Source organism: Acinetobacter sp. ASP199 (assembly GCF_022700675.1).
Taxonomy (GTDB): Bacteria; Pseudomonadota; Gammaproteobacteria; order Pseudomonadales; family Moraxellaceae; genus Acinetobacter.
This window is the reverse complement of sequence record NZ_CP062182.1, coordinates 79,586-94,879: the sequence shown is the minus strand read 5'-3', so window position 1 is coordinate 94,879 and position 15,294 is coordinate 79,586. Positions and strand designations below refer to the sequence as shown.

The following is a 15,294-nucleotide window of genomic DNA, read 5'->3' as shown; positions in this document are numbered from 1 at the left end:
CTGTATTAGGAGAAGGATAGGTCTGCATTAAACGACTATATCCGCCAGATTACCTTTTTGTTCTAACCAGTCTTTACGGTCGCTGGCACGTTTTTTCGCCAGCAATTTATCCAGTAAACCAGCTGTAAGATGCGCATCATCCAGATCTAGTTGTACCAGACGACGCGTATTCGGGTCCAAAGTGGTTTCACGCAACTGACTGGCATTCATCTCACCCAGACCTTTGAATCGGGTGATTTGCGGATTCTTGGCTTTGCATTTTTTCAGAATGCCTTCCAGTTCATCTTCATCCAAGGCGTAATGCACATCTTTGTTGTCATCAATCCTGAATAATGGCGGCATTGCGACATATAGATGTCCTTCTTCGACGAGCGTCGGGAAATGCTTCACAAACAGAGCACACAGCAGGGTCGCAATATGCAAACCGTCTGAGTCGGCATCGGCTAGAATACAGATCTTGCCATAACGCAGTTCAGACAGGTCATCCGAACCTGGATCGACACCAATGGCAATCGCGATATTATGTACTTCCTGAGACGCCAGCACCTCGTCAGAAGAGACCTCCCAGGTATTTAAAATCTTGCCGCGAATCGGCATGATCGCCTGGAAGTTTTTGTCACGCGCTTGTTTTGCCGAACCGCCTGCAGAATCCCCTTCCACAATAAACAGTTCAGATTGATCCAGATCATGGCCAACACAATCCGACAGTTTTCCTGGTAGGGTTGGACCCGCGACGATTTTCTTACGTTCAACTTTTTTCGCTGCTTTGAGACGGCGACCGGCTTTGGAAATGGCCATCTCCGCCAGCTGCATGGCGATATCTGAATTCTGATTCAGCCACAGGGCAAAAGCATCTTTGGCAATGTTCTGCACCACACCAACCGCTTCACGGCTAGACAGGCGCTCTTTGGTCTGACCGGAGAATTGCGGTTCCTGGAATTTCAGTGACAGGATATAGTTCACGCCATCCCAGACATCTTCTGCAGACAGCTTCATGTTACGCGGCAATAGATTACGCAATTCACAGAATTCACGCATCGCATCGGTTACACCTGAACGCAAACCATTCACATGGGTACCGCCCTGTGCAGTTGGAATCAGGTTAACGTAGGATTCCTGAATGCTTTCTCCACCTTCAACATTCCAGCAGATGGCAAACTCAGCGCTGGCACGTTCGGCATCCCCATTTGCAACAAAGGCTGGTGCCGGAATAATCTCGCGGTCTTCCAGCTCATCCATCAGATAGTCGACCAGACCATTTTCAAACTGCCAGGTGATCTTCTCGTCATTAATCTGATCGATATAATTAATCTCTAAACCTGCAGCCAGAACGGCTTTGGCTTTAAGATTATGTTTTAAGGCTTTCAGGGCAAATTTAGGCGAATCAAAATATTTGGCTTCTGGCCAGAACTGCACCATAGTCCCAGACGCACGTTTTGGAGCCTTACCTTCCAGCACTTCCAGCGGACCCGTTGGCTCACCATTTTCAAAAGCCATTTTGTACAGATTACCCTGGCGCTGTACCGCCACTTCAACACGAGTCGACAGTGCGTTCACCACCGAGATCCCAACGCCGTGTAGACCACCCGAGAACTGGTAGTTATCGGTGCTGAACTTACCGCCAGCATGCAGTTTGGTCAGGATGATTTCAATCCCGCTCTGACCATATTCTGGGTGAATATCCACTGGCATACCACGACCATTATCTTCTACGGATAATGAACCATCTTTGCACACCGTGACTGTAATCTTGTTGGCATGCCCAGCCAGTGCCTCATCCACAGCATTGTCAATCACTTCCTGCGCCAGATGGTTCGGACGAGTGGTATCGGTATACATGCCCGGCCGACGACGGACCGGGTCCAGACCAGACAGAACTTCAAGAGATTGAGCCGTATATTGAGACACGTTATTCGGTTTCCTTTTTTATGCAGTCCAATAAAAACTGTAACACCAGCGGAATCTTCTCCGCAAAATCATCCATCCCGTGGTTGCCGTTGGCCTCAGTCATCAGCATCGCCGGGGGACGAGCAGCACTATAATAGCGATGTGCTTCACGATAATCCAAAACTTCATCGCCTTGTTGTAACAGTACCAGTATTTTGTCTGCATCTTGTGCAGTTGGCAGTGCCAGTCCTTCAAGCTGGTCAAGATGTGAATCATCCAGGCGCCAGTTCGGATGCACCTGCAGTGGCAGCTCATCATCGAACAGTTCGCGGAACAGCTGCCATGGTCGCATGGCCGGATTGATCAGTACAGCAGGCACGCCATGCCTGGCGACCAGATGTGTCGCATAAAATCCCCCAAGACTACTACCCACCAAGGCCACATTGTCCAGCGACTCGATCAGCGCTGACGTATGCTGAATCGTCTCGCTGGGTGGCATGTTCAGATCTGGCAGATGTACCTGAATCTGTGTGTGTTTTTCGCAATGTTGCTGCAGCATCTGGCCCTTGATAGAGGCAGCGCTGCTTCTAAAGCCGTGTAAGTAGATGACATTCATCAATTATTAATAAAAACGCCTATATTTTAATCAAAATCTATTCTATATACGAGATATGGATCATCGTTATCTAATCTGTTTTGGTGAATTGTCCGACAAAAAACACCGCTATTCTTCGCATTTCTCGGTATTTTAAGAATATTCCCTGAAAAATTAGAGACATCAAAGTTCAGAAGAATTTATACCGCGAACCTCTTTAAAAAGAAAGATCTCAGATATTCGCATTGATGAAAGGAACGGATCCTATGACAAGCTTAACGCCATTGCATGAAACCTATTGCAAGTGGGATCGTACTCCTCCTACCCAGGCAGATGTACTGGAAGGACTTGCTCAGCTTGTTACCATGCGATTTAATGATGTTGCCCAAGAACTTATCAAGACCATTCAGCGTGAAATCTTATATAGTTTCTTTGGCTTAAGCGAACGTCATTCAGAAAAGATCCAGAACCTGCCTGCCATTGTCCGGCTTTATCAACATTCCTATGACCTGTTATTCCACTATGGGAATACCATGGTTGCTCCTGGACTGCGCCGTATTATCACCAAATTTCCACGCCTGCATGACAAGCCGCTAACGCCGAGCCTGCATTTTCTGGTGGGCGTGCTTAATGGCATCATTGGCGACTATCTCATTAAGCATCAAAATCCGATGGCATTGCCGATGGTGGTTTACGATCACTATACCTCATTGCAGCAGGGTGAATTGACCGGTCGTATTACCATCTTCGTTCATGGCTTATGTATGAATCATCTGACCTGGTCCAATCTTAAGCATGAAGGGATTGGGGAAAAGCTCCTGGCACAGCGTGATAACAATACCATGTTGTACCTGAACTATAATTCCGGACGCCGCATCTCTGCCAATGGCCGCAGCTTGGCCAATACCCTGCATGACTTGATCAGCCGCAATCCCGGCATTACCAGTATTGATCTGATCGGGCACAGTATGGGTGGATTAGTCTCGCGTAGTGCCCTGTTCTATGGCAAACAGAATGTCTATGAATGGGTTAATATGGTGGACAATCTAGTCTGTCTCGGCTCACCGCATCACGGCGCAGCACTGGAACGTTTTGGTTTTAGTCTGCAGGATAAACTTGGACACTTCCCTTTTGGAAAAATTATTGGTCATGTGGTGAATATCCGCAGTAACGGGATTCTAGACCTGCGCCACGGCAGTGTTCGGGATGATGACTGGGAACATAATCAGGTCCGGATTGGCCTGATGGATGACAACCGTAAGCCGGCTCCGATTCCGTCGCATATCCAGACCTATCTGGTGGCAGGTACGATTGAGTATGAAAACCGGCATAACCGCACCCGCAATGTGATTGGGGATTATCTGGTCAGTGTCAAAAGCGCGCTTGGCGAACATCCGAACCCGCGTTTTCAATTGAAAGTGCCAGACTCCCATAAAGCAATTTTCTATGGCCTGAACCATTTTGAGATCCGCTTTCACCCACAAGTGGCTGAACAGATCGTGCGCTGGTTCTATCCGAGCATGGAAGACAAAGTCTTTGACCAGATCCATGAATATATGATGGATCTGGAAAGTGTCGAAGGCATTGCTCTGACCTGATTCAGCGATAAAAAAGCCCTCAATTGAGGGCTTTTATTTGCATTAGTATTTATCTCTTAGGCGTTTGACTGGCGCAGTCTGATATTTACGGAATAACTGCCATAAACTGACCAGCAACAAGACACTGAAGAATACCAGTGACCAGACCGGTAAAGACTGCCCCAGAAAAGTCCAGTCTACTTGAGCACACTCACCTGAACCGCTGAGTACCTGCTGGAACACCGACTTCATGGGCAAGGTTTCCAGCCAGTAATCCAGACCCGGACCACAGCTTGGCACTTTATCGGGCGGTAAGTTTTGCAGCCAGACATGACGTGCTGCCACACCTGCGGACCACAAAATACTCAATGATCCTAAAAAGGCATATAGGCGTTTCATGCCATTTGCTTTCGGATTATGCAGCAAAGCAATGAAAGAAATAATCCCCAGACCAATCAGGCCAATGCGCTGAAAAATACACAGCGGGCAAGGCTCAAGGCCCTGCATATGTTCTAGATATAATGCAAATGCCATCCCCATCACGGATGCGGCAAATAAAGCACCACTCACGAAGCGGTAACCCCATTTCATGGTCGATCCTCTTGTTTTTTTATCGAAATTGAGCGAGATATTCAGCAAAGCTGATGCTGCTATCTTGCTCGAGTTCCTGCTGTTGCTGCAAGGACTTTTGTGATAATTCATCAAAATAAGCAGAGGTTTTTTTATTGAGCTGATGCGTTTCATACACCGTAGCATGCTGCTGCGCCAGCATCTGACCAAAGTGCCACATGCCACCCTGATCACGGATATCACCCACCACGAGTGCAGAAAGTGTGGCATCGACTTCATCGACACGGATCTGCATGGTCTTCATAGCCGTTGTGTAGAGCTTGTTGCCATATGCCGCATCCAATAATTCTGCCAGTGGCTGCATGCGCGCCAGATGAACTGCACACCAGTCTTCGATCGGATACTGTTGACCATTTTCCAGAATCGCCGCATTCGGAGCACGACCGCGATTGACCACTTCAGCCTGATTTTTCTCGATAATATCCTGCTCATCGCCAAGCAATGCCGGGCTGTCCTGCAATAGGCAGTACAGTGCAACCACTTCCAGGAGGCCTGCAGTATGTTCATCAATCCCAATCGGGCTGTATGGATTCACATCCACTGCACGTAGTTCCACATAGCCAATACCACGATTTGCCAATGCCTGTGATGGGGTTTCACTCGCTTCTGGCACCTGTTTTGGACGTACCAGGCTGTAGTATTCATTTTCAATCTGCAGCACATGGTCATTGATCTGGATCGGCTGACCTGCTGCATCTTCAAGACCCAGACGGGTAAATTGTTTATACGGTGTTTTAACTGCTTTTTGCAGACCTTCCAGATAGTCCTGCAAGTTGTTGTAATGAATACCGAGCTGCTTTTGCGCTGAGTTCTGATAACCGAAACGGCCCATACGCAATGCAGTTGAATATGGGGTATATAAGGTGCCACGCGTGAGTGGCAACAGATGATGGTCACGACCGATCATAAAGCATTGGCACACTGCCGGGCTGGCACCGACCAGAAACATCACCAATGGGGTCAGTCGGATAAAGTTACGGATCAGCCCCATATAACGGTGGCTGCGGTAATCCTGCAGGCTTAAATTGCGCAGTGAGTCATCACTTTCATTGGCCTGTAGCGCTTCAAAGAAATGATCCGGGAAAGACAGATTGTAATGCACGCCCGAAATCGTCTGCATACGGCGACCATAGCGCACACCTAGACCGCGACGGTAAAGTGTCTTGAATAAACCAATATTGGAAGAACCATACTGCGCTAGCGGAATGCTGTCATCGCTGCTGTCGAGCATGCATGGCATCGACATCGGCCACAGCTTTTCTTCATCTTCCAGCTTGCCATGCACCACGGCATGGATATCCATCAGATAATCCAATGCCCCACGAATACTGTCTTTAGGCGGAGTAATAAACTCCATCAAGGCTTCAGAATAGTCAGTGGTAATATGAGGATGAGTCAGGGCTGAACCGAGTGCTACAGGATGCGGTCGCTGCGATAGAAAGCCATTACCTTGCATACGCAGGCTTTCTCGCTCAATTCCGCGCAGCATCCCCTTGATGAGCGACGAATCCACCCAAGTTGGTAATACCGCTTGGCTGGTCGATTCAGGTTGACTCATTACAATCTCGCTTAATGGGCTAAACTATTAAAATAAAATCATCATTTTATAAGAGTATAACGTGATTTTAGACCCGCACATTACACCCTGCCTGCTTTTCAGGCAAACCATTGATTTTAATTCCGCAAATTTTTAACACAAACTTTCTCTATAAGACATGTGAAATTTGTGATTTTATTGACAAATAAATGCTAATGAATTGTAAAACTTATGAATTATCAAGATATTTTAGACTTCTGGTTTAGTGCTGAAACCCAGCCGAACTGGTTTACCAAAAGCGACCAGTTCGACCAAAGTTTGACAGAACAATTTAGCGGAATTCTGGAACAGGCAAGTCAGGCTGAATTGTGGTCCTGGCGTAAAACCGCTGAAGGACGATTGGCAGAAATTATTGTTTTAGATCAGTTTTCTCGTAATATTTTTCGGGGTACTGCACGTGCTTTTGCTCAGGACAGCCTGGCTCTAGCTCTGGCACAGGAAGCCATCAGCCTGGATCTGGACAAACAGCTCAGTCCGGAACAGCGGGCTTTTCTATATATGCCGTTCATGCACAGTGAATCCAGACTGATCCATGAATATGCCCTCAAACTATTTCAGCGCCTCGGTAATCCGTCTAATTTGGAATATGAAATTAAGCATAAAATCATTATCGAACGCTTTGGACGCTACCCACATCGCAACCAGATTTTGGGCCGTGAATCCACCGAGGAAGAATTAAGTTTCCTGACCCAGCCGGATAGCAGTTTCTAGATATGTTCAGGCACTGCTGTCGCTGGATCACCCCATCAGGAGAACGAAGATGAAAAAGACCATCATCGCCCTAGCATTTGCGAGCACTGCCCTGCTTTCAGGCTGTGCGACGACACCTTCCAAACCACTGACCTTTGACCAGCTTGGCCAGTACAGTACTACACCACTCAATGCCCAGACTTACCGGATCAGTTTCAGGGCACGTCCAAACATGAGCTTTGAGACAGCTGAAGAAATTACCTTAGTCAAGGCTGCCCAGACGACCGTACAGAATGGCTTCCAGTTCTTTCGGGTGCTGGATGATCCAAGTAACCGGACCCAACGACCTCCACGTGAAGCGATTGTCTATCCCACCCCAATGCCGTATCCCTATGGCTATTATCGCCGGCATCCATTTTATTGGCCTGATCCCTTCTATGACATGCCGTATCGTGTCACTGTAGAGCCAGCACAGATTGCCTATACTATTGAATGTTTTAAAGTAGGACAGGAGCCCAAAGATGCCTTCGATGCCCGCTTGATTCTACAATCTCTCGGCGCTAAATATGGTCTGAGCCCAACAGGTGAAGTACTGCAACCACAGCCTGTGACCACGACTAAATAGGAATCTTTATGCAGACAGAGACCACTTCACCAAGCCTGCAACGCAGTAAACGTTTTGCCACCATTGCCTTAATTATGGCTGTCGTCACCTGGCTGGCATTGATGGTAGCCGCCAAATTACTGCCAGAATATGTATGGTTGATCCATATCCTGATGCTGTCTGCAGAAGCGGGCGTGGTGGGTGGACTGGCAGACTGGTACGCAATTACCGTTCTGTTCCGCAATCCTTTTGGCAAATTGCCAATTCCCAGGTTTCTGCGTGATCACACCGAGATCATTCCACGCAATAAGGCCCGTATTGCCGAGTCGATGGGCCGCTTCGTGCAGGAGAACTTCCTGTCTCCACAGATTGTAGAGCGTAGTCTGGCCAGTACTGATTTGAGCCTGGCAGCAGGCCGCTGGCTGGCAAATCCGGAGAACAACCGCCAGGTGACTCAGGTCATCCAACAGACTGCACCGCGGATCTTTGAGTTTGTCGGTCAGGAACAGATTTCCAGCTTTATTCAGACCAATAGTGTGCAATGGGTGAAAAGCACCCAGATCAATCATCTGGCCAGTGAGATGCTGCGCGCCGTACTGGAAAATGACTTTCATCAGGACGTACTGCAACGTGGCCTGGATCTGGTACATGCCTGGATGACCTCACATCCAGAGCAGACCCGTGAACTGACCCGTACCCTGTTTAAGGAAATGGGGGTGTGGAAATTGGCCAAGGGTGCCAGTTGGATCGGGATTGATGTGCAGCAGCGCAGTATTGACTCGGTGATCCAGCGCGTCGAAGCCATGCTGGCAGATCCGGATCATCCTTGGCGCTTGAAAATTGAAGAATCCGCACATCAGCTGATGCTGCAACTGGCTGACAATGATAGCGATGCCAGCCAGCGTTTGAATTCTGCCAAAGATGCCCTGCTGGACAGTCCACAGGTCCTGAACTTCATCAGCGGTGCCGTGGTGATTCTCTGTGATGCGATCAAGGCGGATCTGGAAAAACCGGATTCCGGTATTGCAGAAAATCTACGTATTGCCATTCAGCAGGTCGGTGAAAATATCATGTCCAACAGTTCAGTTCGCGAATTACTGAATAAGCGTATGAGTGGTATGGCAGTTGACTTAAGCGATCAGTACAGCGAGAAAGTCATCCGTTTTATCAGTGAACGGATTCATGAGTGGGATTCACGTGAAATGATTGACAAGATTGAAAATGAAGTTGGTGGCGATCTGCATATGATCCGGGTCAACGGCGTTGTGGTCGGTGCCTTTATCGGCCTGGCACTGGGGATTATCCGGGCCATTGTCGAATACGTGCTTTGATTCTTTCCTTATACTCGAATCTCAACGATCCAGCCATTGTCGAAGTTTTCAGTTGCTGGATGCCAACTGGCAGAATTTTAAACGCCTACCAGCCAGCAAAAGGTCATGTGCAATTCCTGCTAGATAACAACAATTTCGGTAATCCTGTTGACTTGCATAACCTCAAAAAGCTGGAAAGCTTGCGGCTTGCTCTAGCGCAAGCCAAAATCCTGAAAATTGATCATACGGGCGAGCTATATACTTTTCAAAATCGACAGGCCAACCAACTCAGTCGACCTATGAGCTGTATGGAATAAACAGACTTATTTGGGTGGTTGCGGTTCACTCATATCTACCAACAGGCCGGTAAGCTTACGTACCAGTGGCAGCAATAACAGCACAATCGGAAAAGCGAACGCCCAGGAAATCATCCAGTTGTGCAGCCATAGCGAAATAAAGCCTTCAATCCAGCCCAGAGTACGCAGCATATTAATCAAGGAAATGATGCCGCTCATCAAGCAGGACAAGATAAAAGGGATGATGATCAGCGCCCATTTAGCGGGGAGTTTGGAAATATTGCCGAAAATCACCGGGCGTTTTTGCGAATCCATTACAAGCTCTTTTTGTTATTTCAGTCTGGTTAATATAGGCTATTTATATTGATTGAAAATTCATTTTTATAGCAGATTTTGCAACCGGCTTATTACGCTATTCTTCATGTGATATACAAAGTAATGAATGGCCATCCTGTATAAAACCACCGAATACCGATCGTATATTTTTTATTCCCTATAAATGGTTTTACCTAAAGAGTCGGAAATTTGCTATATTTGCTGTTTTTCTGCGATATCTATTTTCGACTGATTATGAATACGGCAATCCAAGCAGCTCTCGATCATGCAGTGCAAACCTTACAGGCACAAAACGTACTCCCATCTGACTGGAACAATACAAGTAATTTGACGCGTACCAAAGACCGTAGCCACGGTGACTTTGCATCAAATATTGCCATGATCGCGTCTAAAGCTGCGGGTATGAAGCCGCGTGATTTAGCAGAAAAAATCCTTGCTGCCCTGCCTGAAGTTGCAGATATCAGCAAAGCCGAGATTGCAGGCCCAGGTTTCATTAACTTTTTCCTGAATGCTGACCAGCGTTTCGCTGTTCTGGATCAAATCCAGGCGCAACAAGCTACTTTTGGCCGCACCCAGGCCAATGCGGAAAAACGCATCCAGGTGGAATTCGTTTCTGCCAACCCAACTTCCAGCCTGCACGTTGGTCATGGCCGTGGTGCTGCATACGGTATGACCGTAGCGAACCTGTTAGAAGCAACAGGCGCAAAAGTTGACCGCGAATATTATGTGAATGATGCTGGCCGCCAAATGGATATTCTGGCGACTTCAACTTATTTACGTTATCTGGAACTTACTGGCCAAGAACTGGTATTCCCGAAAAATGCCTATCAAGGCGACTATGTTAAAGAGATCGCACAAAGCATTATCGATCAGGATGGTACAGCTTATGTACGTCCAGTGGCCGATGTTTACAAAGACGTACCTGAAGATGTGCAATATGCCGCAGAACCAGATGCTGAAGGCAATAAAGTCGTACTTTCAGGCGATAAAGAAAAACATATCGATGGTTTGATCTTCAATTCTCAAAGCTTGATTGGCGAAGGTTACCGTGTGTTCCATCAAGCAGCGCTGAAAGCGATTCTTGATGACATTAAAGATGACCTTGGTGAATTTGGTGTGACTTTCAACCAGTGGTTCAGCGAAGCATCTTTGATAGAAAAAATTGAAGAAGCATTACAAATGCTGGATCAACGTGGTTTCTTATACGAAAAAGATGGCAACATCTGGTTCAAGTCAACTGAATTTGGCGATGAAAAAGATCGTGTAGTGAAACGCCGCAATGGTCAAACCACCTACTTCGCGTCTGACATTGCGTACCACTTGAATAAACTACAACGTGGCTATACCGATATCATTGATATCTGGGGTTCAGACCACCACGGCTATATCGCACGCGTGAAAGCCGCGATTGATGCGCTGGGTTATGACTCGAAGAAACTAACTGTTCTGTTAGTGCAGTTCGTCAGCCTGTGGCGTGGTGGTGAGATGGTACAAATGTCATCTCGTTCAGGTCAGTTCGTGACTTTACGTGACCTGCGTAAAGAAGTCGGTAATGATGCAGCGCGTTTCTACTACGTGATGCGTAAGTCTGAACAGCACATTGACTTTGATCTTGATCTTGCAGTGTCACAAAGCAAAGATAATGCTGTGTATTACATCCAGTATGCACATGCACGTATCTGCCGTATGTTAGAAAAAGCGGTTGCAACTGGTGTGAACTTTGATGCTGTGACTGCACGTGGCCTGGCTGCTAAACTTGAGCTGGATGCTGAAACTGAAATCCTGGCAAAACTGGCAGCCTACCCTGAGATTGTAGTTCGTGCTGCGAACAGCTATGAACCGCACCAGGTGGGTAACTATCTGAAAGAATTGGCTGCATTGTTCCATGGTTGGTACAATGAGAACAAGGTACTCGGTGATGATGCTGAACTGACTCAAGCTCGTCTGCTGTTGTCTGTAAATGTACGTCAAGTACTCCGCAATGGTCTGGAGCTTCTTGGCGTATCAGCTCCTGAGTCAATGTAAAGCACTGCTTTTACATTGACGCAAGACGGAGAACTTTGTTCGGAGTGAGCATGTAAGCAAAACATTGTTTTGCATGTTCGCAAGTCGAGAGCTTTGTTCGGAGTGAGCATGTAAGCAGACAGCCAAAACCATGAACTAGATGTCCAATTTGATCTCTAGTTCATAAAAATATCCTGTGGAGTTCGTGATTTGCATAATGACATTTGCCTCACGATCACATACGATGCAGAGAGGAAGGCATAACACCGGTTATGCCTTTTTCTGTCTGGTAAAATAAATACAAGAGGAAATCCCCAGTGTTTGGAAAAACGCAGCGCGGTGTATCTGAACGTCCGAACAAGCCAAAGAAGCCATTGATTCCTGCATGGCTAGGCACACTCGTGATTATTTTAATCGTGTTAAGTTTTCTGGTGGCGCTCATGCTGTGGAAGCCATGGGAACCTGTAAAACCAAACAATGATCAGGTGACTTCTCAGCATTATGAAGAAGAAGACACCAACAAGGATTATCGCTTCTATGACCTGTTGCCGAAGCAGCAAGTCACCCCAATTCCTGAACAGGCTGTGCCTGAAAGCAATCAACAGGATCCTGTGGTCATTGTAGAAGCTCCTCGAACCGAGGAAACTATACCTGAAACTGCCAATGAACCAGGACTAGTAACTGAAGAACCTCCTGCACCAGTGGCGACCTATATTCTACAAGTACGCAGTTTTGATGATCCGGATCAGGCGGATGCACGCCGTGCCGAGATTATTCTGAATGGTCTATCTGCGGATGTCGTCAGAAGCGTTGAAAATGGCAAGGTCTGGTACCGTGTAGTTTCCGGTCCTTATGATTCTGTAGAAGCTGCGGTGATTGCGCAACAGACTTTGCAGCATAGCGGTATCGATTCTATTGTCGTGAAGCAATAAATTCTGGAAATTAAAAAAGCGCCTGATGGCGCTTTTTTTTATTTTTCGATATTTGTTAATGTAGGTGGCTCGGACAAGGCAACCGGAGGATGCAGAAATAAAGCCTCCCACTCTTTAAATGTAGACCATTGATCTGTACCTACCTCTGACAAACGTACTTGTTCAGCCCATGCATCATTTTGAGCTAAATCTAAAATATCTTCTAGACTCACAGGACCCTTAGGAGTTGAATCAGGCAGTAAATAAAAGAATTTGGGTGCATTGGGCTTATCGATGCAAGCATTGGCTTTATTAACTAAGTTCTGAACCTGTTCACTAGTCGCTAATTTTTTACCAGCATCAGCCGCTTTATCGAGTGCAATTTTTGAAGTTGAAGCTAAAGATTTAGATCCTTCAACAATATTATCCTTAGCTGATTTAAATAATGCATTTAAGCGCTCGCCATCATCTGTTTTAAAATCTTTTAAGATGGTTTGTTCTGCATTTTCTACTGTTAAATCTAAATAGGGTGCTTCAGAGAAGCCCATGCCATTAGCGATAAAGATCGTTGGAATTGAAGATCGAAACGTATTATAAAATTTGACACGCTCGTTATAAGCATTACGCCAATCTGAAATTTCTTTTTCACATAGTTCAATATTACTAATTAAACGGTGATACTGTTGATCTGCCTTTAAATCAGGATAGCGCTCAGCCATGCCTTGAAGATTGGTCAACATCATATTACTATCTTGATAATTAGAATAAATTGCATTCATTCCTGTTTCTTTTACGACCGTTAAATGAACTAATTGTTCACTAGCCTGATAGCCCTTCACCACGTCCATTAATTGGTTAATTAAATTTACTTTTTTACTAATCGAAACCGAAATATTGGATAAAGCTTCTTTGATTTCTTGAGCATTACGCTGCAAGGTATTATAGGATCTAAGAACCTGATAAATAATCAATATTACAATTGCTAATAAAATCCACTTCCACATAGGTGAACCCTCTAAATTTAAAATCGATCTACCTCACATGGAGGTATATCTGTTTTTAATGAAGGTTCATTTTATCCTTATTTATTGAAAATTAAAGTAAATTACCTAGTTTTTCACCCATCAACACGGTTGAATTGGCTTTAAACTTCTCATCCCACTGCATTTTATTTTCTTCAAATAAAATCACTGCAGTTGAACCGAGGTAGAAACGACCCAGTTCTGCCCCTTTTTCCAGGAACAGATCATGCTGATTAAGTTCGATTCGTCCTGAAGGCTTCACTTTGCCGGTTGCCACAGTTTCAATACCCGCCACAATCATCGCGCCGACCAATACTACCGCCATACGGCCAATTTCAGTATCAAATAGGCAGACCATGCGTTCATTACGGGCAAACAGACCTGGAATATTTTCTGCTGTCGTCTGGTTGACCGAGAATAGTTCACCCGGTACATACAGGGTTTCCGTCAACGTACCGGCAAATGGCATGTGCACACGGTGATAGTCACGTGGTGACAGATACACTGTGGCAAATTCACCATTCTTAAATGGCTGTGCTAATTGTGGATCGGCAATCAGATTTTCAACTGTGAACTTCTGACCTTTCGCCTGGAACACATCACCATTTTCAATTTTACCAAGCTGGGAAATAGCACCATCGGCAGGAGAAACAATACTGCTCTGATCCGCGTCGACTGCACGCACTCCGGTTCTTAGACCACGGGTAAAAAAATCATTAAATGACTTGAACTTCAAGGCATTGGTCTGTTCCGCAATCGACATATCGATGCCGTATTTGGCTTTAAAAGCAGAAATCACCGCAGTTTTCACAACCGGATTTTCACTGGCTGCAATTTTACCTACTACACGAGACAGACGATGCTGTGGCACCACTTTCTGAGCCTGGATAAATAATTGTTGTTTTAAACGCGATGTGATGCTCAAGATGGCAACTCCCCTGTAGCGATTGGACTATCGAGGCGGTTGCCCCATTCACTCCACGCACCGTCATAAGCCTGAATTTCCCAGCCGAGCAGACGTCCTAAGATATAGGCCAGCCCGGAGCGGTGATGTGACTGACAGTACACAACCACAGGCTGCTTAAGATTAAAACCCAGTTGTTCCAGACGCTGTTGTGTGCGCTGCAAAGGGTGTAATTTTAAATGATTTTGACGGTTAAGGGCAGTACTCCACTCAAAATGACGTGCTCCCGGAATGTGACCGCCGCGTCGTGCTGTCAGACGCAGGCCGGTATATTCATCTTCACTACGGCAATCCCAGAGTTGAACCTGCCCCTGCTCGACCTGCTGACGTAAGGCGTCATAGTCAATCCGTACTGCATTTTCCTGATTCAGGTTAACCTGTACCAGTTGTTCGACTGGCTCCAGCTTCACCGGATCAGAGGAAGTCGGCAGTCCGGCAGCTAGCCAGGCATGAATACCGCCATTGAGCAAGCTGGTATTCTCAAATCCTAAGCAATGTAGATTCCATAATAAACGCCCTGCCCAGGCCCCACCTTCATCGTCATAAGCCACGACATGATGCTCAGGAGAAATATTCAGATAACGAAGCAGCGCTTCCAAGTCTTCTTGATCCGGCAGTAAACCCAAGGCTTGTTCTTCCTGACGAACCAGCATTTTTGGCTGTAAATGGAGTGCATGGGGAATATGCAACTGTTCATAAACAGAGGTACGACTTAGATCAACAATACGGAGTTTTTCATTGCCCAGATGCGGCACCAAGTCTTCTGTTTCTATCAGCAGACCAAAATTAAAAGCTGAAGCTGTCATCGTTATCATAGGTGTTATGGTTCAAATCAGTTTGATCTTAGCACAGCTCATTTTTACAATTATGC

Annotated in this window: 15 protein-coding genes; 7 read left to right on the top strand and 8 right to left on the bottom strand. The window is 46.2% G+C overall.

What is annotated here, in order from left to right; translation table 11 throughout:
* Positions 1-27 precede the first annotated feature (27 nt).
* Together parE and IHE35_RS00435 are read right to left on the bottom strand one after the other, a co-directional pair.
* Positions 28-1,908, bottom strand: a complete 1,881-nt coding sequence (gene parE / locus IHE35_RS00440) for a DNA topoisomerase IV subunit B (RefSeq protein WP_242788422.1) — start codon at positions 1,906-1,908, stop codon at positions 28-30.
* 1 nt (position 1,909) lies between these two features.
* Positions 1,910-2,503: a YqiA/YcfP family alpha/beta fold hydrolase gene (locus IHE35_RS00435; RefSeq protein WP_242788421.1), complete on the bottom strand. Its 594-nt coding sequence runs from the start codon at positions 2,501-2,503 to the stop codon at positions 1,910-1,912.
* A gap of 245 nt (positions 2,504-2,748) precedes the next feature.
* Between IHE35_RS00435 and IHE35_RS00430 the strand changes: the two genes are divergently transcribed.
* Positions 2,749-4,080, top strand: a complete 1,332-nt coding sequence (locus tag IHE35_RS00430; protein WP_242788420.1) for a GPI inositol-deacylase — start codon at positions 2,749-2,751, stop codon at positions 4,078-4,080.
* 42 nt (positions 4,081-4,122) lie between these two features.
* Here the strand turns inward: IHE35_RS00430 and IHE35_RS00425 are convergent, their stop codons facing one another.
* Together IHE35_RS00425 and gshA are read right to left on the bottom strand one after the other, a co-directional pair.
* Complete coding sequence (locus IHE35_RS00425) at positions 4,123-4,650, bottom strand: disulfide bond formation protein B (protein WP_242788419.1); 528 nt, start codon at positions 4,648-4,650, stop codon at positions 4,123-4,125.
* Between the two features lie 19 nt (positions 4,651-4,669).
* The gene (gshA, locus tag IHE35_RS00420; protein ID WP_242788418.1) at positions 4,670-6,247 is read right to left on the bottom strand and encodes a glutamate--cysteine ligase; all 1,578 of its coding nucleotides are present in this window, start codon (positions 6,245-6,247) and stop codon (positions 4,670-4,672) included.
* Positions 6,248-6,457: 210 nt separating this feature from the next.
* On the opposite strand from gshA, the gene IHE35_RS00415 reads away from it, so the two are divergent.
* The 4 genes from IHE35_RS00415 to IHE35_RS00400 are packed head-to-tail and all read left to right on the top strand — an operon-like array spanning position 6,458 to position 9,207.
* Positions 6,458-6,997 carry a DUF924 family protein gene (locus tag IHE35_RS00415; protein WP_242788417.1) on the top strand — a complete coding sequence of 180 codons (540 nt, stop codon included), beginning with the start codon at positions 6,458-6,460 and terminating at the stop codon, positions 6,995-6,997.
* 49 nt (positions 6,998-7,046) lie between these two features.
* Positions 7,047-7,601, top strand: a complete 555-nt coding sequence (locus tag IHE35_RS00410) for a hypothetical protein (protein WP_242788416.1) — start codon at positions 7,047-7,049, stop codon at positions 7,599-7,601.
* Positions 7,602-7,609: 8 nt separating this feature from the next.
* Complete coding sequence (locus tag IHE35_RS00405; RefSeq protein WP_242788415.1) at positions 7,610-8,911, top strand: DUF445 domain-containing protein; 1,302 nt, start codon at positions 7,610-7,612, stop codon at positions 8,909-8,911.
* Between the two features lie 59 nt (positions 8,912-8,970).
* Complete coding sequence (locus tag IHE35_RS00400) at positions 8,971-9,207, top strand: hypothetical protein (RefSeq protein WP_242788414.1); 237 nt, start codon at positions 8,971-8,973, stop codon at positions 9,205-9,207.
* A 6-nt stretch (positions 9,208-9,213) separates the two neighbouring features.
* Here the strand turns inward: IHE35_RS00400 and IHE35_RS00395 are convergent, their stop codons facing one another.
* Positions 9,214-9,501, bottom strand: a complete 288-nt coding sequence (locus tag IHE35_RS00395; protein ID WP_242788413.1) for a DUF2798 domain-containing protein — start codon at positions 9,499-9,501, stop codon at positions 9,214-9,216.
* A gap of 255 nt (positions 9,502-9,756) precedes the next feature.
* Between IHE35_RS00395 and argS the strand changes: the two genes are divergently transcribed.
* Positions 9,757-11,547 carry an arginine--tRNA ligase gene (gene argS / locus IHE35_RS00390; RefSeq protein ID WP_242788412.1) on the top strand — a complete coding sequence of 597 codons (1,791 nt, stop codon included), beginning with the start codon at positions 9,757-9,759 and terminating at the stop codon, positions 11,545-11,547.
* Positions 11,548-11,843: 296 nt separating this feature from the next.
* Positions 11,844-12,458 (top strand): SPOR domain-containing protein, encoded by a 615-nt coding sequence (locus IHE35_RS00385; RefSeq protein ID WP_242788410.1) that lies wholly within the window; start codon positions 11,844-11,846, stop codon positions 12,456-12,458.
* Between the two features lie 38 nt (positions 12,459-12,496).
* Here the strand turns inward: IHE35_RS00385 and IHE35_RS00380 are convergent, their stop codons facing one another.
* The 3 genes from IHE35_RS00380 to IHE35_RS00370 form a co-directional block, all read right to left on the bottom strand.
* Complete coding sequence (locus IHE35_RS00380; protein ID WP_242788408.1) at positions 12,497-13,441, bottom strand: LemA family protein; 945 nt, start codon at positions 13,439-13,441, stop codon at positions 12,497-12,499.
* Positions 13,442-13,532: 91 nt separating this feature from the next.
* The gene (asd, locus tag IHE35_RS00375; protein ID WP_242788406.1) at positions 13,533-14,384 is read right to left on the bottom strand and encodes an archaetidylserine decarboxylase; all 852 of its coding nucleotides are present in this window, start codon (positions 14,382-14,384) and stop codon (positions 13,533-13,535) included.
* Positions 14,381-15,229, bottom strand: a complete 849-nt coding sequence (locus IHE35_RS00370; protein WP_242788404.1) for a sulfurtransferase — start codon at positions 15,227-15,229, stop codon at positions 14,381-14,383. Before IHE35_RS00370 ends, asd begins: the two co-directional genes overlap by 4 nt.
* Positions 15,230-15,294 lie beyond the last annotated feature (65 nt).